Genomic DNA, 20,828 nt, shown 5'->3' on the forward strand with positions numbered 1-20,828 from the left:
CTAAGCCCCCTTTTATTTAATGCAAATTTTGCGTGAGCAAAATTTGTGTATCGGGGCTTGAGGCAGAGCCCCCAGCCCCTCCGCTGCGCGAGCATACAGCAGATTTTTCAGAATCTAAAACCTTGTTTGGTGTCAGCGCGTCAGGAACGCCGCTTGGGCTCACACCTTTTGTATAAACCGAGCTAGAATCTATCATTTTATTGGAAGTTTCACTTTGTGAAACTTGTGTATCAGTAATGGGAGTAGAGCCCCCAGTCGCTGCACTGCGTGTTATACTCTGCTCTAACACACTCTGAATCTGCGCGAGGCTTTGCACCCTGCACACATTAGATATCGCCAAATCCTGTGGCAGCACCTCATCGCATTGGAGCAAAAATTTGCCCGCCACGCCAGCATTGTGCGCGCACTGCATATCAGTGATTTTATCGCCTATAAGCAGAGATTGTGCCAAATCTAGGGCAAAATCCTCGCAAGCTCGTGCGATCATACCGCTTTTTGGCTTGCGGCACGCGCACTGCTCTTGTGGTGCGTGCGGACAGAAGTAGATTCTATCAAAGCCAAATCCAAGCTGCTCCACTAGCCGCGCCTGCATAAAGCTATGTAAGGCTTGCATATCCCGCTGCGTGTAGTATCCGCGCGCAATCCCGGATTGATTGGTAACCACGATGAGCAAGAAATTATGGGATTTTAAAAACTCCAAAAGTGTGAAGATCCCATCATTAAAGACAAAATCCTCCTGCCTATACACATAGCCATAGTCGCGGTTTATCACGCCATCTCTATCAAAAAACGCGCATTTTCTAGGGCTTAGCATCAGCACTATCCTGCGGGATTTTGGTAATTTTTAGCTTTTTTATACGCGCATTATCCATTTGCAAGACTTCAAACTCGCATTTAGATTGTGAATCTGTGTAGGTATCCCCCACCTCGGGCAGCCTCCCCAAAAGCCCAAACACATACCCGCCGATAGTTACGTGATCGTTTGTCTCCTCAATGGCGATCCCTAGCATATCCTCAATCGTTTCAATATCGATTTTGCCATTGACTTCATAGACATTTTCGCTAATTTGCTGATAATCCACGATTTTTAAATCGTGCTCATCGGCTATATCGCCCATCACTTCTTCGATGATATCCTCCATCGTGAGCAGCCCCGCCGTCCCGCCGTATTCATCGACAACGAGCGCGGTATGCACTTGCTGCTTTTTCATCGTGATGAGGATCTCTGATATATGCGCGCTCTCTGGCACGATGATCATCTTTCGCACGAGCTTTAGCATATCCCTTTGGCTATTGCCCACTGCGTTTTTGAGCAAATCGCGGATATGCACCATACCGATGATATTGTCTTTAGAATCCTGATAATACGGATAGCGCGTGTGGTTAGTCTCTAGCACGATTTTCATATTCTCTTCATAGCTATCCTCGGCACACAGACATACCATATCTTTGCGCGGAGTCATTATCTCCTTTGCCACGATATCCGAGAAATCCACCGCATTTTTGATGATCTCGCCTTCTATAGAATCTATATAGCCCTCTTTGAGGCTCTCGCCCACGATGATTTTTAGCTCCTCATCAGAATGCGCTAGCTCGCTCTCCTTTGCCGGAGTGATCTTAATAAGCTTTAGGAAAAATGCCGCGAGTAAATCAAAAAGATGGATAAAGGGATAAAAGGTAAGCCAAAAATAATGCAGGGGCTTAGCCACTGCTAGCACCATAGTTTCGGTTTTAGCGATGGCTACTGACTTTGGCACCAGTTCGCCTAGCACCACGTGCAGGAGCGTTACCACGATAAAGGCGATTGTTACAGAGATGATGGAGATGAGTGCGTGCTGGTTGCCAAAAAGAGATTCAAAAGCAAACAAAATCAAGCTGCCCACGCCGTCTTTAGACACCCAACCAAGCGCGAGAGAAGCGAGTGTGATCCCAAGCTGTGTGGCACTCAAATATGTATCAAGGGATTGTGTGATTTTGAGTGCTAAATCCGCATTTTTCACACCATTTTTTGACAATTCTTCAAGTTTTGACCTTCTCACTTTGACAATCGCAAACTCACTCACTACAAAAAAGGCGTTTAAAAACACCAAAACTAACGCCAAAAGAAAAAGAAAACCCGAATGATAAGGATCCAAAAATGCTCCTTTTAGATTGTAAAATTAAGCTAATTGTAGCAGGGGTTGTTTAAAAACTCCTAAAGCTCAAAGCCTATCCACATAATCACAAAATACGATAATGCCCCAAGCAGCGCGGAGATAGGCACGGTAACAATCCACGAAGCCACGATGCGGTTTATCGCACTGCGTTTGACAAGCTCGCTCTTATAGGCTTTTTTGAGGCTTTTCTTTTCTTTCTTGCTAAAGTTGAGCGTGTTTTTGAGCTCATTGCGCTTGAGAGATTCTAAAATCTGTCCTTTGCGCTTCACGCTTGCTTTATGAAACTCACTAAGAAACCTCTCCACCTCGATAGAATCTTTGCCCCTATGGGCTTGGATAATCGTCTGCTGCATCTCATAATACCGCTTTTTGAGATACTCACGCAAAAACCCAACCCCAAAAATCGCACCTATGGTGACATGCGTCGAGCTCACAGGAAGCCCGAGCTGCGAAGCCACAAGCACGGTGATAGCCGCACTCATCGCCACACAAAACGCGCGGATTTTGTCCAAATCCGTGATTTCATTGCCCACGGTGCGGATAAGCCTAGGACCATACAGAGCCAAGCCTATGGAGATCCCAAGCCCGCCGATGAGCAAAATCCAAAACGGCACGCCAGCTTTATTGCTAAGCACCTCATCGCTCATACTCTCAAGCGTCTGATTGATAGCAGCGAGCGGACCTACGGCGTTTGAGACATCGTTTGCCCCGTGCGCAAAGCTTAGCATCGCCGCGGCAAAGATAAGCGGTATCGTAAAAAGCGTGCCTATATCCTCTTTGGTATTAGAGAGATTGTGTGCCTTGCGCACGATAAGCGGACGCGTCCCCAAAAATATCGCTAATGCAACGACAAGCGAGAGCACGCACGCTAGCCCAAAGTGCATAGGGAGCACGCGGCTTAAGCCCTTGATGATGAGATAGAGCCCAAACGCCCACGACATAAAAAACACCAAAAACGGCACGACTACCTTAGCCGCCTCGTTTTTGTTTTCTTTGTAAGTGATGGTGCGCTTGATAAGCACGAGGAATAGCACGGCAAAAATCCCACCCATCACGGGCGAGATTACCCAACTTGAGGCGATTTTAGCAAGCTCTGTCCATTTGACGACTTCCATACCACCTGCGATGATCCCAGCTCCCAGCACGCCGCCCACGAGGGAATGCGTCGTCGAGACAGGCGCACCCAAAAAGGTAGCCAAATGCAGCCATATCGCTGAAGAGAGCAACGCCCCGAGCATTACCGCCACAAAAACCTTAGAATCTCGCACACTCGCGGGATCGATAATGCCCGATTTTATCGTATCCACCACATCGGCTCCAGCGACAATCGCCCCAAATGCCTCAAAAAACGCCGCGATTCCAATCGCGCCCAAAAGCGTGATAGCCCTAGAACCCACGGCAGGACCGACATTATTTGCCACATCATTAGCTCCTATATTCATCGCCATATATGCCCCAATCACCGTGGCAAAGGCTAATAGCATAATATTGTGCGTCGCCCCAAAAACACTTGCGATAATGCACACGATGATAAAAAACACAAGCACGATAGCGATTTTTATGCTATCCCCGATATTGCCTTGCGCAGCCTTTTCTATGCGTTTTATGGTTCTTATATCCATAATGCTCCCTCGTATTAGTGTCTTTAGCTTGCAATCTGCACATTTTACAAAGTTTTTACATAAACTTTACTCATCCTCGCGCAGGATCATCAAAAGTAAAGCTAGAAGTAACTTTTTGTAATGTTATTTTTATTTCTCAAGTATTTTTATGCAAAAATTTAAAAAAGATTGCTATATAATTTGCCCACAAAGCTTAAGGTTTTGGCTTAAGGCTTTTGCAACAACAAATCACACCCCTCACAAAAGGATTGTCAATGAAAGCACAAATCGTCAGCGATGAATTGCTCCAAAAGGCACAGGCACGGCTTGAATATTTAGAATCCCTCCCCGCTCACAATGCAGAGAGAAACCTAGCCCAAGAATTAGAATCTAAGGGCTTTTCAAGGCGAGATTTTATGAAATGGGCAGGGAGTATGACTGCGGCACTCTCGCTCCCTGCGAGCTTCACACCCCTAGCAGCAAAGGCTGCAGAAGTGGCAAACAGAATCCCCGTCGTGTGGCTCCATATGGCAGAATGCACGGGCTGCAGTGAGAGCCTCCTAAGGAGCGATGCGCCGACCATAGATTCACTCATCTTCGATTACATCAGCCTTGATTACCACGAGACGGTAATGGCAGCAGCGGGCTATCAGGCGAGTAAATCGCTGCATGATGCCGTGCATAAAGGTGGCTATATCCTCATGGTAGAGGGCGGCATACCAGAGGGCAAGAGCGAGTTTTACCTTACTATCGGTGCGCATGGCACCACAGGCGCGCAAGAAGCTAGAGAAGCAGCCAAAAACGCGGCGGCGATTTTTGCCATCGGGACTTGCTCGAGCTTTGGTGGTGTGCAAGCTGCATATCCTAACCCCACAAACGCCCAACCACTCTCAAAAATCACTAATAAACCCGTGATAAATGTCCCGGGCTGCCCACCTAGCGAGAAAAACATCGTGGGCAATGTATTGCACTTCATCCTCTTTGGCACGCTCCCAAGCCTCGATGCGTATAATCGCCCCACTTGGGCTTATGGGCTCAGAATCCACGATTTGTGCGAGAGGCGCGGACGCTTTGATGCGGGACAATTTGTAGAATCCTTTGGCGATGAGGGCGCGCAAAAAGGCTACTGCCTTTATAAAATGGGCTGCAAAGGTCCCTATACTTTCAACAACTGCTCCAAACTTCGCTTTAACCAACACACAAGCTGGCCTATCCAAGCAGGGCACGGCTGCATAGGCTGCAGTGAGCCAAACTTTTGGGATACGATGCGCCCATTTGAAGAGCCAATTGGCAACAAACTCTATGCCACAAGCTTTGATGGTTTGGGAGCTGACAAAACCGCAAACAATGTCGGCAGCGTGATACTCGGCGCAGCAGCTGTGGGCATAGCCGCCCACGCAGTAATCAGTGCTATCAAAAAGAAACAAGACTAAATTTTAGGAGGGAATGATGACAAAGCGAATCGTAGTCGATCCAATCACAAGAATCGAAGGGCACCTAAGGATAGAAGTAATCGTTGATGAAAATAATGTGATAAAAGACGCATTTTCTAGCTCCACACTTTGGCGCGGGCTAGAAACCATCGTGCGCAACCGCGATCCACGCGATGCGGGCTTTTTGATGCAAAGAATCTGCGGGGTTTGCACCTTTTCACACTACAAAGCCGGGATTGTCGCAGTGGAGAAGGCTCTGGGTATCACTCCGCCTCTTAATGCAATCCTTACGCGAACACTGATGAATATCGCGCTCTTTTTGCACGATCACGCGGTGCATTTTTATACCCTGCACGGACTTGATTGGTGCGACATCACTTCAGCCCTCAATGCAAACGAAAAAAAAGCTTCCGAGCTTGCCTTTAAATACACAAAAAACCCGATCTACACGGGCGAGGATGAACTAAAAGCCGTCAAGGAGCGTGTGAGCAAATTTGTGCAGCAAGGCAGCCTAGGGCCATTTGCTAACGCCTATTGGGGGCACAAGACTTATCGATTCACCCCCGAGCAAAATCTCATCGTGCTTTCACACTATTTGCGACTCCTAGAATCTCAGCGCATAATGGCACAGATGATGGCCATTTTTGGTGCCAAAAACCCACACCCACAGAGCCTCACAGTTGGCGGGGTAACTTGCATTATGGATCTAAATGATCCTAGTAGGCTTGGCGAGTGGCTCACAAAGTATAAAGAAGTTGCAGATTTTGTCAATCGTGCGTATTGGGCGGATATCATTATGGCAGCAGAGATGTATAAAACCGAAGATTCTGTGCTCAAAGGCTGCGGACTCACGAATTTCCTTAGCTTCCAAGAGATTCAAGTGGGACCTGATGAGTGGCTACTAAGCAGCGGTATCGTCAAAAACGGCGATCTTAGCAAGGTTTATGAAGTCGATACCGACAAGATTACCGAGGACGCCACACACTCGTGGTATAAAGACAATGGGCCTCTACACCCATACGATGGCGAGACAAATCCCAACTATACGGGCTTTGTCGATGGTATATCTATCGGGATAGATGGCAAGGAAACCAAAACACCGCTCATCAACGAAAAGGGCAAATACTCATGGATCAAATCCCCTCGTTATGAAGATGAGCCTATGGAAGTAGGGCCTTTAGCAAGCGTGGTGGTGGGCTATGCAAAGAAAAATCCCTATATCACAGCCGTAGTCGATGAGTTTTTGACAAAGACAGGGCTCACTCCCGCGCACCTCTTTAGCACGCTAGGGCGCACCGCTGCAAGGGCGATTGAGTGCAAAGTCATCGCGGATTATGGTATCAAGGCCTTTAACGCTTTAGTTGAGAATCTAAAGACTGATAAGAATACCTGTGCACCCTATGTCATCGATAAAAACAAGAACTACAAAGGATATTTCATCGGTAATGTACCACGCGGTATGCTAAGCCACTGGGTGAGAATCGAAAATGGCGTGATTAAAAACTACCAAGCCGTTGTGCCAAGCACATGGAATGCTGGACCAATGGATAGGAATGGCAAAAAGGGGCCTTATGAGATGAGTCTCATCGGCACCAAAGTCCAAGATATCACGCAGCCGCTAGAGATTATACGCCATATCCATTCCTTTGATCCATGTATCGCGTGTTCTGTGCATGTGATGGACACTCGTGGCAATGAGCTTAGTAAGTATAAGGTGCAGCCCTCTGCTTCAGGATTGCGCTAGAAAGGAGAGAGTATGGCAAACACAATTCCTTTTGAAAAAAAAGAATTCCATGTCCATAAGGAATTTTCCGGATTGACAAGGATTTTTCATTGGATTCGGGCATTTAGTATATTTTTGCTCATCGCCACGGGATTTTATATCGCCTATCCGTTTTTGCACGCGCTAGGCTCGTATGAGGTGGTTACTATCGGCGATCCGCAGATAGCCTCACACGATGTGGGGGCGTTTGTGGGTTATCTCAATGCCTATATGCGCAGCTTTCATATCATTTTAGGATTCTGTCTCATTGCTGTTTCGTTTTTTCGGGTGTATTTGTTCTTTTTTGACAAAGATTCTAAGCCCGAGCGCGTGTCTTTCAAGCAAGCCATATCGCCAAAATGCTGGATAGAGCAGCTCAAAGTCTATCTTTTCATCGGCAAGCACCCCCATATCGATGGTGCTTACAATCCCTTGCAGTTTTTCACATATTTTTCACTCGCCATTCTCGTGTTGCTCATATCGCTTAGCGGGGTTGTGCTCTTTTACAACTCCTATGATGATGGCTTGGGCGCGGTGTGTAAGGTGCTCTTTACTTGGTTTGAAGTGATGTGCGGGGGCTTGGCAAATGTGCGCGATCTCCATCATATCCTTACTTGGGCATTTATGATTTTTATCCCTGTGCATATTTATATGGCAGTGTGGAATTCACTCAAATACCCAAATGGCGGTGTCGATGCGATCGTGAGCGGTATGCGCTACACTGATGAAGTCAAAGTGTGAGCCAACAATCCTAGATGAAAATCCTCATACTTGGCATTGGCAATATTTTGTTTGGAGATGAGGGCATTGGCGTGCATCTCTCCAACTATCTCAAGGTGAATTATTCTTTTGCCCCTAGCGATCCTGCTAATCCCGTAGAGGTGGAGATCGTCGATGGCGGGACGCTAGCGCAGATGCTTATCCCACTCATCACTTCTTATGACAGGGTGCTAATCCTTGATTGCGTGAGCGTCGATGACGCGCAGATTGGCGATGTGTATGCCTTTGACTTTGACAATATCCCTCATATCATCACTTGGGCGGGGAGTGCGCACGAGGTGGAAATGCTCCAAACACTACGCCTAGTGGAGATAAATGGCGACTTACCCCCCGTGCATATCATCGGCATCGTGCCTGAAGTCCTCGGCGAGGATACTGCCTTTAGCCTCAGTGAAAATGTCAAACAAGGCGCGAAACTTATGGAATCTCAAGCCATCGCCTACCTCGCGCAAAATGGCATAACCGCCACCAAAATCGCCAATCGCGATCTTCAAGAAATCGCCAACCTCTCTTTTCGCGGATTTTAGATTCTACCCTATAAGGCTCACACTATGGGACAATATTATGATTTTTCCTTTTCCTTGCAGCCCCCTGTGCTCTCCCCTGCCCAGCGATTTTTTGCCCAGATTCTATGCACACAAGCAGAGTCTATCGCCCACAATCTCACGCATACCACAGATTCTGTGCCCCACACCTCTTTAGATTCTCCATTAGATTCTCCACAAGTCCCTATAATCTTTGAATCTAACTTCTACACAAGCACAGATTTTGCGCGAGATTCTAAGCCCACTCTGCACTTTATCATACACACCAATCACGCGCCAGCCGTGCTAGAGTTTGCCGACTCTCTCTCCCAAATCCTGCCGCTTTCACTCAATTTTTGCTTCCTCACACTTAGTTTGCTCGATAGCCTAGAATCTCTCCAACCCCTCACACTCCCTGCCTACACGCCACACACGCACTTTTGCACCGCCACACAGACGAGGGACTTCCTCTCTAGTGAGCATTTTGGGGATTTTGGTCTTTTTAGTTTTGCCAAGCCCCTTGCGCACACAGAGGGGATTATCGCTTATCTTACCTCCATACTCCAATCCCTCAAATCCCAGCAGCACGCACTCATCGACACCGCTAGAGGATTTAAAGAATGCTCCCTCACGCCCCCCAAAGATTCTGATAGCACCTCGTCTCTGTGCGTAATGTGCGACATCTCTAGTCTCAAAACCTTTTTTAGGATTCACAACGCACAGATTGATATTCTCGCCTCGTTTGAAAAACCCTCCGTGCGCCTCGCTCCCAAGGAGGTTTTTGCCGATAGGTTTTGGCGAGATTCACACGGGCTTGTGCTCACTTGCCTCCCCTATGATCCCATTCTCCAGCTCCTTAGCGCGCTGCTTTTGCGCGAGGAAATTACGCATTTTTTCTTACGCCCTACCCACCACACGCCACAGAGGATTTTTGAGCACACGCCCACGCATTCACACACATTATGCGTGAGTGAGAGCGGATTGTTCCTTGATACCGCACGGGCACATTGCGATTTTAGGACGCTTTTGCATACCAATCTCGCTCATCACACAAGCGCGCAAAGCACGCAAAAAAGCCAATCTAGCGTGATTTTCTACCTGAGCTCCAAGCACCCTAGCGCGATTTTGCTCCAAAAGGGAGGGGAGTTTGGGCAAATCCTAGATACGAGCTTTGAGGCAAACCCAAAGCGACTTATAGAATCTATCCGCACCAACTACACAAGCGGTGCCGAGCTAGTGGGCAACTTCGCACGCAAGCAAGATATCACACTTTTTGAAAATCTCGCAGACACCCCCATACGCACGGATAATCTCACCCATATCTTTGGTATCGCCGCGCTGCTCCTAGGTATGCACCCAAGCACTAATTTGCGCGAGGACACACTCCTAGACACCCTGCCCCAAGCCTACGATTCGCTCCTTGCGTGTGCCAATGAGTTTTTGCGCCCCAAGGGACCTCGGATTGACTACATTCTCCTGCGCGATGAGCATAGCTCCCTCACGCTTGATTATCCTCGCATTTTTCGCTCCTCTATGAGCTTTAAATGCGCGGATATGGACAATGTGATTTTAGCCTATGGCTTTATCGATAGTTTTTGTGAGTTTCTCGCCACGCTCGTGCGCGATATACAGACTAACCACGCGTTTGGGGATAGCCTAGAAGTCCTGCTATGTGGCGATGTGTTTGGGCAGCATATCTTTTTGGAACGACTCCTAGGCTTTTTGCCCAAAAATATCACGCTCACCCTCCCAAAAGATGGGTTTTTGGATTACCACTAAGGTTTTAGTATCCCTTCCCACAGGGGAATGATGGCTTGCTTGCTAAAGCACTCCACCACACGCTCCTTAGCCTGCCTGCCTAGATTCTCTCTCAGAGCTTTATCGCTCATCAGCTCCACGAGCTTGCCCGCATACGCCTCCAAGTCCTCATCTGCCACCAAATAGCCCGTGTGTGAATCTAGGATAATATCACTCGGTCCCGTGTCAAAGGCGATAGCGGGCAGCCCATAGGAGGCGGATTCTATGAGCACCATTGGCAGGCCTTCAGAATGACTTGCCATAGCATAGACACTCGCACCCAAATACTCTTGCGCAATATTGGCAGTAAAGGGCTTTAGGAGTATAGAATCTTGCAAGCCTTTAGATTCTATTCTAGCTTGGATCTCCTCTCTCATCGCGCCATCGCCCACGATATGGAGCTGCCAACCAAAAACACCATCTCGCAACGACAAATCAAAAGATTTAGAGGAATTTTCCACGCCAATCGCGGCTGTGGATTCTCTACCTTTAGAATCTTGTGTGTTTTCTAATAAGGGGGGGGGGCAATAGGACAGAGCAAGGGCTCTCATCTCTTTGGCGTGCAGATTTTCACTCTCATCACACTCACCCAAACGCCTCGCACTCAAGGTTTGGAGTTTTTTTACCACCATTTCCCAGATGTCAATGAGGCGCACAAAGCCCTTCTCCTCGCTCAATCGCCCCACACTCAGCACCACCCTTTGGGCATAGTCAGTGGTTTGGGTGGGTATTTGAGGGAGGAAGTTTGGGATTACGCGCACGCGATTGTGATAGGGCGTGTAGCGCGCTATCTCTGCAGATGAAAGCAGCACAAGCGTGCCAAAGTGATTATAACGCTTACGATACCCCATAAATCTTGAGTGAAAAACCTTGATATATCTCGTGTGCCTAGTCTTAAAAAATGGCACATAAATATGCTCACTAACTATCACGCAATCCACATTTTTGTATCGTGCTCTAATCTGCCAACTTAGCACAAACTTATAAAAATGTTTGTAAAAGATTTTTGCCACACCTCTTTGCGGTTTTGCCGCTTCCTCCAAACTTTTATAAAAAACACTCACGCTCACGCGCTCATTAAGCACATAGGGGATTTTCTCATAGCGTTGGAAAAAGCTCAAAATCTCCACTTCATAGCCCATTTGCACAAACACATTAGCGAGATTGCTCACCACACGCTCCGTCCCGCCGACAACGCTAATATCCGTGATAGTTAATAAAATCCTCATATCTACAAAAACTTCTTTAGTCTTGGGAAGTGGTAAAAGAGGCGGTATTTGCCCCTGATATATGGCAGATAGGGCTTTAGGGCGTCTTTGGGAGTGTTTTGGCTATAGCCATACTCGCTTAAGAGCTCAAAGATTCGCTTCACACATCGGCGCAAGCTCGCCGCATAGAATCTACGCAGTAGCGCGCTCTGGCTACTAGCTTCCGCGCCATCATACGCTCTGTTTGCCTCCTCATAGCGCGCGATAAAAAACTCCAAAATCACAATCCAGCTTTCAAAAGACTTGCGTATTTTACGCGCGCTCATCGCCCCACGCATCGTAGAGGTGGGCGAGAGGAAGTAATAATACCAAGGTGTGAGGCTGACATACACGCTTTTTGCGCGCAAAAAACTCTGTGTGCAAAAGGGCACATCCTCATACAAAATCCCATCGATAAAACGCAGCTCCTGCCCAAACAAAAACGAGGCTTTATACACAAACATACACGCAGTGGTGATGAAATTGCTCGGATCGGATTCTATAAGCGTTAGCGGTGCATAGACTTTGGCTTCCTGGACTTTGGGGAAAATCCGATAGCTTGAAAGCTGCGCACCCCCCGCCGCCGCGCGCTCATCTACTACATAGTGGGTGTTGTAGATGCATATATCCACATCATTAGCCCCAAAATCCGCAGTGATAGTCTCTAAGGCATTAGCAGCGATATAATCATCAGAATCCACAAACATCACATAATCCACTACCGGGATAGTAGAGAGCTGCGTGTGTATCTGCACACCCTCTATCATACCCTGTAGTGCCTCTATACGCTCCTTGCCTCGCCCTAAGATTCTAAGCGCTTTGTTTCGAACGCTGGCCAAGCCAGCGTTCGAATCGGCGTCCATAAAAATCACCCTTTTTTCGCGGAGTTGGTATTTTAGACATATCTCGCGGCTAGAATCCGTGCTCGCGTCATTGATAAGCACGATGACAAAGTCCTCATAACTCTGAGCTAAGAGTGAATCTAAGCAGCGCGCGACATAATTCTCGACATTATATACCGGCACGACGATACCGATACAGGCATTTTTTTGCACACACACTTTGTGCCTCTTTTTTGTTTGTAAAATCTCCTCCCACAAGGGCATAATAGCCTTTTTGCTAAACTCCCTTGCTACACGCTCCTTAGCCTGCTTGCCTAGATTCTCTCTCAATGCTTTATCACTCATCAGCTCCACGAGCTTGCCCGCATACGCCTCCAAGTCCTCATCTGCCACCAAATAGCCCGTGTGTGAATCTAGGATAATATCACTCGGTCCCGTGTGGCGATGTCAAAGGCGATAGCGGGCAGCCCATAGGAGGCAGATTCTATAAGCACCATACCAAAGCCCTCATAGTGACTACTCATCACATACACGCTTGCGCTTAAATACTCCTGCGCGATATTTGTGGTAAAGGGCTTTAGGAGTATAGAATCTTGCAAGCCTTTAGATTCTATTCTAGCTTGGATCTCCTCTCTCATCACGCCATCGCCTACGATATGCAGCTGCCAAGCACTCTGTGAATCTAGCTCCCTCACTACTATCTCCCAAATGTCTATAAGGCGCAAAAAGCCCTTTTGATCGCCGCTATCCATACGCCCTATGCTTAGGGCAACTTTTTGCGTATAGTCAGTGCTTTGCGTGGGGAGTGTGGGGAGGAAGTTTGGGATTACGCGCACGCGATTGTGATAGGGCGTGTAGCGCGCTATCTCTGCAGATGAGAGGAGCACGAGCGTGTCAAAATAATCATTGCGCCTGTTGTATCGGCTAAAATTTAAATGCAAAAGCTTCACATACTGCGTGCCCTTGTGCTTTAAAAATGGCGTATAAGTCCAGTCATTATCTATCACACAATCCACCCGATACGCCCGCCACACGCGCAAATTCACAAAGAATTTAAAAAGATTTTTGGTATAGAATCTTTTTAGCACTCCGCCTCGCGCCCTTAGGCTCTCCTCGCCCTGCGTGTGCATAAACGCGATCTCTACACGCTCATCAAGCGCATAAGGCAGGCTATCATTTGCCCTAAAAAAGCTTAGAATCTGCACGCTATGCCCATTTTGCACAAACGCATTGGCGAGGTTAGCCACCACGCGTTCTGCCCCGCCAGTAATGCTCATATCGCCGATTGTGAGGAGGATTTTCACAGCACTACCTCTCTAGAGCTACCATATCGCATACAACACAAACCCATCACACCACCTAGAAAAACAAAAAGTGTCTCTAAAATATTTGGATAAATCACATCAAGCACGCTCTGTGCGCATATCCCTACAAGGCACACAAAAGCCCATAGCGATATCAAGGCTTTAGCCCTATCCTCTGTATTGTGGGTAAATTGCCAATAAGTCCTATAAAGCACAAATCCCAAAAAGCCCAAAATCGCCACAAAACCTATAATCCCATAACAAAACAACAAATTTATCACAAAATTATGAGGGCTATTGTAGCCATTGTGCTTGGGATTATCCATAGAGACATACATTCTGTTTTGCTGCTTGTGTGGGTGGCTCTCATAATACTGCCACAGATACGCCCCCGTTTGGAACACCCCTACAAGGCGCGGAGTGAATGGCGCGTCCAAAAACGCTTTAAAAGTGGATTTGCTCATCGCTAGGCGCGCGAGCGAGGAATGCTCCCAAAAAAACTTCGCCTTGCCATCTTTAGTGCTCTGCGCATTGCATTGCATCCACCCAAAGCAGGTTTTGTCGTATTTGCCCATCGCCGCCACGGGCGTGTGTATCACTTCCCAAAAGTTATCCACCATATGCGCGAAGTTATACCGCTCTGGCAGGGATTTAGTCTGCACATAGAGTGCGCTTAGGGCTATGGGAAGCGCGAAAACCACTACAAAGCCCAAGATCCGCGCCTTGTAGCGATAATGCCACACAAAAAATGGCACAAACACCATCACAAAGGCAGCGACTAAAAAGCTCCGCTCGCCATTGGCAAACATCGCTACGATTGTGAGCCCCGCCCCAAGAGCACACAGAGCCTTTAGCACTAGATGCCTACACACCACCGCGCCGCTGATACATAGTGCCATAGGCGCGATAAGCCAAATATTATAAGTGTAAATCGCATTAAAATAAAAGGGCAGATTTGACTTTCCAGCATTGTGCTTGAAGCCGTGCTGCCAAAACTCTAGCAGTGTCCCACCGACATTGAGTGCACACATTAGCCCAAAAAATCCTAGCAAAATCAGCGCATAAGCGCGCCTAGTGTGGCGCACATACAAAAACACCACGACAAACAACACAAGGTATTTGATGATATGCGTATTTACCGAGCCCCACACCTTGCCAAAACTTTGGGGCATCACATCATCAAAATATGTCAAAAGCCCTAAGACTATCACCACGCCAAAGCTTATGAGCGGCACGCGCAATGCGTGCAAATCCTCCCTGCCAAAACGCTTGTAAGCAAAGAGGATAAAGAGCAGCCCACCGATTTGCAAAAAGCCCTGTGCGCGAAAATGCGTGCTAAACCCACTCAAACCTAGCCCATAGAGCGCAATCCCCACACAAAAGAGCACAAGCGCAATCTCCTCATAATAGCGCGCCAAAAACGCACGCCCCACGCGAGCCATATCGCGCAAAATCCAGCCCATCACAGCCTGCACTCTCACTCCTTGCGCTGCCCTAGAGACTGCCGCTTAAGGCGCATAAAGGGCGTAATTTGTGCGGCATTATAGCAAAATTGGGCGAAATGCTATAGCCAAAGAGCACATAAAGAGGCGCGAAAATGTGCTACAATACCTGCATTTTGCTCTAAAGACTTTATCTATAAGGAGTGGTAATGCGAGATTCTATGCGATATGCTCTAGTATGTGTGTTGTGCGCTCTTGCGTGTGGTGGTGTGCTTAATGCCCAAAGTGCCACACAAGATTCACAAAAGAGCCCTTATGATGATGGCACTGGGTTTTTTCTCTCACTAGGTGCGGCAAAAATCGGCACCGCCACTGCAAGTAACCTATGGTATCAAGCCCCGTGGGAATCTAACCCCATAGACTTCCAAACTGGATTTAGTGTCGGAGCGAAAATCACGGTTTTTAACACCAAAAATACTCTAGGCTTGGAGCTTAAGGGCTTTCTCCTAACATCAGGTAGCAGACAAAGCGATCAAAGCGATCTTAAAATGCTAAATTATGGCGGTGGGCTTGATGGCGTGTGGCAGCCGTTCAAATACCTCGGTGTGTATGCGGGTGGTGGCTATGAGCAGTCGCGCTATGCAGATTCACTAGATCTGCGCGCCACTCCCCAAGGCGGCTATGCCAATGCGGGGTTTCGCATAGGCTATCAGGGGTTATATCTCGATTTGTATTACAAATACAGCCTGTATCAGACCCACATCGCAGGACTCCCCTCATTTTCACAATCCATCGCTGGGCTTAGTGTCGTATTCCCATTGTTTGAGACGCTTTCAGCACTACTCACACCAAGCGGTGGCTATCGCCCAAACTATGGTGGCAGGGGCTATGAATACTATCAGGGCTATTATGATGGCAGGCGCGAGGGCAGGCGGGAATCTCGCTTCCACTTCTAATTTTTGCGATTATGCACTCTCTTTGCTCACTCACAAGCCTTTGTAGATTCACTAGATTTGGCGCGCTCCTCTGCGCGGCGTTTGTGCTAAGCGCGTGCGTGACTCCCTCCACACCGCGCTTAGCCACCACCCACGACTTAGATTCACAAACTCCACAAACCTCACGAGATTCCCGCGCTACCACCATTACCATAAGCTTTGTGGGGGATTGCGTGCTAGGGGACTACAAGGGGGCGAGCGGCGCGACTTTTAACGCGAAGTTTAAAGAGGTGGGCGGGGATTACGACTACTTTAGCAAAGTGGTGCGCGAAGTGCTAGAAAAGGACGATTTGAGCGTGGGGAATCTCGAGGGCGTGCTCACAGACAAAGATCTCAAAAACGCCTTTATCAAGCCCTTTAGCTTCAAAGGACCAAGTATCTACACCAATATCCTAAAGCGCGCGAGTATCGAGAGTGTCAATATCGCCAATAACCACACGCGCGATTATGGCGCGCAAGGATTTAAAGACACGCTAGCTATCCTCACGCAGGCTAATATCGCGCATTTTGGCGAGGGGATACTCGATGTGCGTGAGATAAAGGGCAGGAAATTTGGCTTTGCGGGGCATCGCGGGTGGAATCCCGCTATCAAGCACACTGCAAAAAAAGAGATAGAATCTCTGCGCGCTCAAGGGGCGGAGATCGTCATATTTGTGTTTCATTGGGGCGAGGAGCGCGAGCATATCGCTAATAAGATTCAGCGCGAGATTGCGCATTTTGTGATTGATAGCGGCGCGGATCTAATCATCGGACACCATCCACATGTGTTGCAGGGCATCGAGGAGTATAAGGGCAAAAAGATTGTCTATAGCCTAGGGAACTTCATCTATGGCGGGGCGAAAAACCCCAAGGACAAGGATACGATGATCTACCAAGTGGAGTTTAGATTCTATGATAATGAGACAGAATCTAGGGCGGACTTTGAGAAGCTCATAAGAGATCCTAGCCTCGCGGCGCGCTATGTCCCAAACCTCACGCCGCTTGATAGATGGGAGGAGTTAAACACCCTCCTCCTCCACCGCATTATCCCCGCAAACATCTCTAGCCAAAACGCCTATAACGACTATAGCCCCAGAATCTATGAGGAGGGCGGCGAGGAGTATCAGCGCGTATTAGAGCGCGTGCGTGCGTATAGTGAGGCGTTGAAGGAGGAGTGAGCATTCAAGAGGGCTAAATTTGGCCTGTGTGTCAGAAAATGGCTCTTTTGGCTTACCTGCATTTGCTTAGAGCAAAGCAGATAGTCATTGCGCCACACTAGGCCAAGAGCAAACCACGCACAGAGCGCAAAAACGCAGAATCTAGCACGGATTTAGAATCTAGGAGAGAATCTAGCTTCAAAACTTTAAAGTTAGATTCAGCCACAAAATCCAACGCATTTACAGAATCTAGCCCAATAGATTCACAAACAAGCACACAATCCAAGCAATCTAGAATCTAGGGCGGATTCAGAATCTAGATTTGGCGATTTAGACTTAGAATCCAAAACAGATTCACAATCTCATCAAAGCCCAGAATCTAGCCTCTTAGATTCACAAAATCTCGTGTTTGCGCAAAAGAAAAGGGGTTTATTCCCTCCCTGTTTCCCTTTAGCCCACAAAAAGATAAAGCTCCGCGTTTTTGCTGTGGCTTGGCTTGCAAGCCTTTGGCACGGCAAACAAGGGGGGCCTCGCTATCTCCTTGTCTAGGCAAAGCGTAAGCTTCTTTAGAAAATGAAGTTTCTTTAGAAAAATGCTAAAAATGCACTCCTGCATTTTTTAACGCATTTTTTCCACCACGACAAGGGCGAGGGGCGGTTGGTGCTTGCGCACTACATATCTTATTTGATTTTTGCGCTGCATTAATGGCGCAATATTGCAATTGCGCTTAGGCCTCGTGCTACGCGCCCATTATTTGAATCAGGCAAAGCCTTGATGAGGTTTTTTGAAGTGGGGAGATTGTGTAATTGTTTTAGATTCTATGCGAGGTGGATTCTGATTTTCCAAATTTAGATTCTGAATTTGAATCTGAAGTGCTAAAACTAGATTTTATGTTTTTCTTAGATTGTGAATCTATCGACTTAGATTCTAAATCCGCTTGGGATTGCGCGCGTGGCTTGCCTCGCCTTGTGTGGATTGTGTAGGCTTACCATGCACACAAGCCGAGTTTCTACAATCCGCACCCCTACACTACAACACCTATCCCCACACCTCCACAGCCCTTAGTTCCACCTTCTCGCCATTGACACTCACGATCTCGCACTCTATCTCGCTCACCTCGCCTAGGATCTCGCCCATTTTCTTGCTCTTATCGCTTGTGAGCTTGCTGATATGCAGTAGCCCATCGCCGCCATTTGGCAGCTCCACAAATGCGCCAAAATCAAGCACTTTTTTCACCCTACCACAAAAGCGCATACCCCGCTCATAGCTCCCAAAATCCACTTCCCGCACAAGCTCCAAAATATACGCCCTCGCGCCCTCTAGCTCCTCTTTGGTGTTGGCGTGGATTTGCACGCTGCCCTGCTCTCTGTCTAGATCGATACTCACATTAAATCGCTCGATGATTCCCTTTATCGTCTTGCCGCCCTGCCCTATGATATCCACCATTTTATGCACGCTCACGGGGAAGCTCGCCACCTTTGGTAGCACCTCATAGTTTGGCTCCACACCCTCAAGTGCCGCACGCATAATGCCCAAAATATGCACCCTCGCCTCTTTAGCCTGCGCGAGGGCGTTTTTTAGAATCTCACTCGAAACCCCACCGAGCTTGATATCCATCTGCAGCGCGCTAATCCCCTCTTCATCGCCCGCGACTTTAAAATCCATATCGCCATCGTGATCCTCCAAGCCCGTGATGTCAGTTAGCACCGCGTATCGCTCGCCCTGCGTGATGAGCCCCATCGCCACACCCGCGATGAGCGTGCGCATCTGCACCCCACACGCGCGCAGTGCCAAGCTCCCACCACACACGCTTGCCATCGAGCTTGAGCCATTGGATTCTAAGATTTCAGAGACGAGGCGGATGGTGCTTTGAAAATCTAGCACGCTAGAGCGCAGGGCTTTGCGCGCGAGATTACCATGCCCCAGCTCCCTGCGCCCCACAGAGCCTATCATATCCGCCTCCCCCACGCTAAAACTCGGGAAGTTGTAGTGAAAGAGGAATTTGTCCTTTTGCGCCGCCTCCCCGAGTGGCTCGATACTCTGGGCGTCATTCTCGCCCCCAAGCGTGCAAACCACCAATGCCTGCGTCTGCCCCCGCGTAAAGAGCACGCTGCTATGCGCGCACGGCAGGGGATTGATCACGATATTGATAGGGCGCACTTCATCAAGCGCGCGCCCATCGGCACGCTTGCGATCTCGCAATACCATCTCGCGCATTAACGATTTTTTATATATACCAAGCGAGCGTTTGGCGTCCTCCTCATCATAGCCCTGCGCCACTAGGTGCGCGATAATCTCATCAAAGGCATCGGCGCGCTCACTCTTAGAAGCGCGCACGATAGTCTGCCCCACCCACTCGCGGCACTCTCGCTCCAAAAACGCTAACGCCCTGCACTCTTGCTCTTTGAGCCTTAGCTCAAGCGAGGGCTTGACAAAGGGTGCAAACGCCTCCCTAAAGCTCGCGCAATCCCTCGCAATGCTCTGCTTAGCGAGCTCTAGCGCCTCTATCACGAGAGATTCTGCTAGCACACTCACGCCCGCACCGGTGTTCATCTCTATCATTAGTAGCTCATCATCTTTGCCACTCACAAACAAATCAAGCTCGCTTTTGGCGCGCTGCTCTTTGGTGGGATTGATTATAAACTCCCCATTGATACGCCCGATACGCACGGCACTCACGCACATTTTGGGCATATCTTTGATCCCGACATTTGAGACATACAGCGCGCTTGCTGCCGCACGCAGCGCACCTAGTGCCAAATCGCTCTTGCCATCATAGCTTAGCACCATCACCACGATATGCGTCACATACCCAAAACCTTTAGGGAAAAGCGGGCGCAAACTCCTATCAATAAGGCGCGAGATGAGAATCTCAGAATCGTTTGGCTTGCCCTCGCGCTTGATAAAGCCCGATGGGAATTTGCCGCACGCATAGGCTTTTTGGATATATTGCACGCTTAGGGGGACAAAGTCTCCCTCGATTGGCTTATTGCTCTGCACGCACACGCTCGCTAAGATTCTCGTGCCCCCACTCCCATAGAGCACCGCTCCATTGCTCGCTTGCGCTATGCTGGTGAAGTCATACGACTCGCTAAGATTATTGAGGGTAAGTTCTATATTATTCATCTGTTGTGTCCTTTCCTTTGTAGCTTAAATGTTTGTCCAAAATCTCTTCTATCATCTTGCCTTCAAGCGGTTTTAGCTCTTTGTAATAATGCTCGATATTCACAAAATGTTCCACACTCTGCACATAGAGCACCTCATCGCACACTTTATCGAGCGACTCTAGCACGCTTGTGGGCAAAATCGGCGTCGCCACCCTGATACTTCTAGCACCGAGATTCACACAAGTTTTGATAGCACACATCGCCGTGAGCGCGGTGTCTATCCCCTGATCGACGATGAGCACATCTCGCCCTTGTAACGATGAGAGTAGCTCGCCCTTGCGGTATTGGTAGCGCGTGGGGATAATGCTCTCCTCATATTGCCGCTTCGCCTCGCCATACACATAGTCTATGCTAATCCCAAAGGCATCGATGAGATTTTCGTGTATCACGATATCTAGCTCCTCGCTCACGATGGCGATTTGGCACTCTGGATTGAGCGGGGCGCAGAGGGTTTGGGTAAAAAGATACTCTAGTGGGGTTTTTAGAATCTTTGCAAGCTCATCGGCAAAATACGCCCCATCAAAGCTTGTAGCCAAAAGCACGCTTTGGCTAAAGTCTAGGTTGCGCACTGCTAAGACATCGACAAGCTTTTGGAGTGCCTCCTGCCTGTTGGCAAATTGTGAAAATTTCATTAAGAGTCCT

Annotated in this window: 18 protein-coding genes; 8 read left to right on the forward strand and 10 right to left on the reverse strand. The window is 48.3% G+C overall.

Annotated elements, in window-relative coordinates; all coding sequences use genetic code 11:
* Positions 1-16: 16 nt before the first annotated feature.
* Genes ACH2BK_RS01195 through ACH2BK_RS01205 form a run of 3 tightly spaced genes read right to left on the reverse strand, consistent with a single transcriptional unit; the run spans position 17 to position 3,778 of the window.
* Positions 17-814: a D-glycero-alpha-D-manno-heptose-1,7-bisphosphate 7-phosphatase gene (locus ACH2BK_RS01195; RefSeq protein WP_395001772.1), complete on the reverse strand. Its 798-nt coding sequence runs from the start codon at positions 812-814 to the stop codon at positions 17-19.
* Positions 801-2,135, reverse strand: a complete 1,335-nt coding sequence (locus tag ACH2BK_RS01200) for a hemolysin family protein (RefSeq protein ID WP_394994475.1) — start codon at positions 2,133-2,135, stop codon at positions 801-803. The genes ACH2BK_RS01195 and ACH2BK_RS01200 overlap by 14 nt, the downstream gene beginning before the upstream one ends.
* A 59-nt stretch (positions 2,136-2,194) precedes the next feature.
* Positions 2,195-3,778 (reverse strand): inorganic phosphate transporter, encoded by a 1,584-nt coding sequence (locus tag ACH2BK_RS01205; RefSeq protein WP_395001773.1) that lies wholly within the window; start codon positions 3,776-3,778, stop codon positions 2,195-2,197.
* A gap of 254 nt (positions 3,779-4,032) precedes the next feature.
* On the opposite strand from ACH2BK_RS01205, the gene ACH2BK_RS01210 reads away from it, so the two are divergent.
* From ACH2BK_RS01210 to ACH2BK_RS01230, 5 genes are read left to right on the forward strand one after another with little or no spacing between them, the layout of a single operon-like run.
* Positions 4,033-5,190: a hydrogenase small subunit gene (locus tag ACH2BK_RS01210; protein ID WP_394994470.1), complete on the forward strand. Its 1,158-nt coding sequence runs from the start codon at positions 4,033-4,035 to the stop codon at positions 5,188-5,190.
* 16 nt (positions 5,191-5,206) lie between these two features.
* Positions 5,207-6,934 carry a nickel-dependent hydrogenase large subunit gene (locus ACH2BK_RS01215; RefSeq protein ID WP_394994704.1) on the forward strand — a complete coding sequence of 576 codons (1,728 nt, stop codon included), beginning with the start codon at positions 5,207-5,209 and terminating at the stop codon, positions 6,932-6,934.
* Positions 6,935-6,946: 12 nt separating this feature from the next.
* Positions 6,947-7,693, forward strand: coding sequence for a Ni/Fe-hydrogenase, b-type cytochrome subunit (cybH, locus tag ACH2BK_RS01220; protein WP_395001774.1), 747 nt, complete (start codon positions 6,947-6,949; stop codon positions 7,691-7,693).
* A gap of 14 nt (positions 7,694-7,707) precedes the next feature.
* Positions 7,708-8,259, forward strand: coding sequence for a HyaD/HybD family hydrogenase maturation endopeptidase (locus ACH2BK_RS01225; RefSeq protein WP_395001775.1), 552 nt, complete (start codon positions 7,708-7,710; stop codon positions 8,257-8,259).
* Positions 8,260-8,283: 24 nt separating this feature from the next.
* Positions 8,284-10,035: a hypothetical protein gene (locus ACH2BK_RS01230; RefSeq protein WP_395001776.1), complete on the forward strand. Its 1,752-nt coding sequence runs from the start codon at positions 8,284-8,286 to the stop codon at positions 10,033-10,035.
* Here the strand turns inward: ACH2BK_RS01230 and ACH2BK_RS01235 are convergent.
* Genes ACH2BK_RS01235 through ACH2BK_RS01250 form a run of 4 tightly spaced genes read right to left on the reverse strand, consistent with a single transcriptional unit; the run spans position 10,032 to position 14,921 of the window.
* Complete coding sequence (locus ACH2BK_RS01235; protein ID WP_395001777.1) at positions 10,032-11,282, reverse strand: glycosyltransferase; 1,251 nt, start codon at positions 11,280-11,282, stop codon at positions 10,032-10,034. The genes ACH2BK_RS01230 and ACH2BK_RS01235 overlap by 4 nt on opposite strands.
* Positions 11,283-11,284: 2 nt before the next feature.
* On the reverse strand, positions 11,285-12,535 hold the full coding sequence (locus ACH2BK_RS01240; RefSeq protein WP_395001778.1) for a glycosyltransferase: 1,251 nt from the start codon (positions 12,533-12,535) through the stop codon (positions 11,285-11,287).
* 20 nt (positions 12,536-12,555) lie between these two features.
* Positions 12,556-13,446: a glycosyltransferase gene (locus ACH2BK_RS01245; RefSeq protein WP_395001779.1), complete on the reverse strand. Its 891-nt coding sequence runs from the start codon at positions 13,444-13,446 to the stop codon at positions 12,556-12,558.
* On the reverse strand, positions 13,443-14,921 hold the full coding sequence (locus ACH2BK_RS01250) for an O-antigen ligase family protein (protein ID WP_395001780.1): 1,479 nt from the start codon (positions 14,919-14,921) through the stop codon (positions 13,443-13,445). The genes ACH2BK_RS01245 and ACH2BK_RS01250 overlap by 4 nt, the downstream gene beginning before the upstream one ends.
* A gap of 176 nt (positions 14,922-15,097) precedes the next feature.
* Here ACH2BK_RS01250 and ACH2BK_RS01255 point away from each other — a divergent pair, with 176 nt between their 5' ends.
* Positions 15,098-15,844 (forward strand): hypothetical protein, encoded by a 747-nt coding sequence (locus ACH2BK_RS01255; protein WP_395001781.1) that lies wholly within the window; start codon positions 15,098-15,100, stop codon positions 15,842-15,844.
* Between the two features lie 11 nt (positions 15,845-15,855).
* A complete protein-coding gene (locus ACH2BK_RS01260; RefSeq protein WP_395001782.1) occupies positions 15,856-17,040 on the forward strand; it encodes a CapA family protein in 1,185 nt (394 codons plus the stop codon).
* 97 nt (positions 17,041-17,137) lie between these two features.
* Here ACH2BK_RS01260 and ACH2BK_RS01265 read toward each other — a convergent pair whose 3' ends face one another.
* Positions 17,138-17,296: a hypothetical protein gene (locus ACH2BK_RS01265; RefSeq protein WP_395001783.1), complete on the reverse strand. Its 159-nt coding sequence runs from the start codon at positions 17,294-17,296 to the stop codon at positions 17,138-17,140.
* Between the two features lie 550 nt (positions 17,297-17,846).
* Between ACH2BK_RS01265 and ACH2BK_RS01270 the strand changes: the two genes are divergently transcribed.
* Complete coding sequence (locus ACH2BK_RS01270; RefSeq protein WP_394994445.1) at positions 17,847-18,002, forward strand: hypothetical protein; 156 nt, start codon at positions 17,847-17,849, stop codon at positions 18,000-18,002.
* A 55-nt stretch (positions 18,003-18,057) separates the two neighbouring features.
* Here ACH2BK_RS01270 and ACH2BK_RS01275 read toward each other — a convergent pair whose 3' ends face one another.
* Both ACH2BK_RS01275 and ACH2BK_RS01280 read right to left on the reverse strand, forming a co-directional pair.
* Positions 18,058-20,145, reverse strand: a complete 2,088-nt coding sequence (locus ACH2BK_RS01275) for a polyribonucleotide nucleotidyltransferase (RefSeq protein ID WP_395001784.1) — start codon at positions 20,143-20,145, stop codon at positions 18,058-18,060.
* Positions 20,138-20,818 carry a phosphoribosyltransferase gene (locus ACH2BK_RS01280; RefSeq protein WP_394994439.1) on the reverse strand — a complete coding sequence of 227 codons (681 nt, stop codon included), beginning with the start codon at positions 20,816-20,818 and terminating at the stop codon, positions 20,138-20,140. Before ACH2BK_RS01280 ends, ACH2BK_RS01275 begins: the two co-directional genes overlap by 8 nt.
* Between the last annotated feature and the right edge of the window lie 10 nt (positions 20,819-20,828).

Origin of the sequence: uncultured Helicobacter sp. (genome assembly GCF_949282165.1) — a bacterium.
GTDB lineage: Bacteria > Campylobacterota > Campylobacteria > Campylobacterales > Helicobacteraceae > Helicobacter_F.

Coding starts and splice junctions, on each gene's coding strand:
- ACH2BK_RS01215 (WP_394994704.1), top strand. CDS start 5,207: ATGACAAAGCGAATCGTAGTCGATCCAATCACAAGAATCGAAGGGCAC.
- ACH2BK_RS01195 (WP_395001772.1), bottom strand. CDS start 814: ATGCTAAGCCCTAGAAAATGCGCGTTTTTTGATAGAGATGGCGTGATA.
- ACH2BK_RS01210 (WP_394994470.1), top strand. CDS start 4,033: ATGAAAGCACAAATCGTCAGCGATGAATTGCTCCAAAAGGCACAGGCA.
- ACH2BK_RS01230 (WP_395001776.1), top strand. CDS start 8,284: ATGGGACAATATTATGATTTTTCCTTTTCCTTGCAGCCCCCTGTGCTC.
- ACH2BK_RS01235 (WP_395001777.1), bottom strand. CDS start 11,282: ATGAGGATTTTATTAACTATCACGGATATTAGCGTTGTCGGCGGGACG.
- ACH2BK_RS01280 (WP_394994439.1), bottom strand. CDS start 20,818: ATGAAATTTTCACAATTTGCCAACAGGCAGGAGGCACTCCAAAAGCTT.
- ACH2BK_RS01260 (WP_395001782.1), top strand. CDS start 15,856: ATGCACTCTCTTTGCTCACTCACAAGCCTTTGTAGATTCACTAGATTT.
- ACH2BK_RS01225 (WP_395001775.1), top strand. CDS start 7,708: ATGAAAATCCTCATACTTGGCATTGGCAATATTTTGTTTGGAGATGAG.
- ACH2BK_RS01275 (WP_395001784.1), bottom strand. CDS start 20,145: ATGAATAATATAGAACTTACCCTCAATAATCTTAGCGAGTCGTATGAC.
- ACH2BK_RS01205 (WP_395001773.1), bottom strand. CDS start 3,778: ATGGATATAAGAACCATAAAACGCATAGAAAAGGCTGCGCAAGGCAAT.
- cybH (WP_395001774.1), top strand. CDS start 6,947: ATGGCAAACACAATTCCTTTTGAAAAAAAAGAATTCCATGTCCATAAG.
- ACH2BK_RS01255 (WP_395001781.1), top strand. CDS start 15,098: ATGCGAGATTCTATGCGATATGCTCTAGTATGTGTGTTGTGCGCTCTT.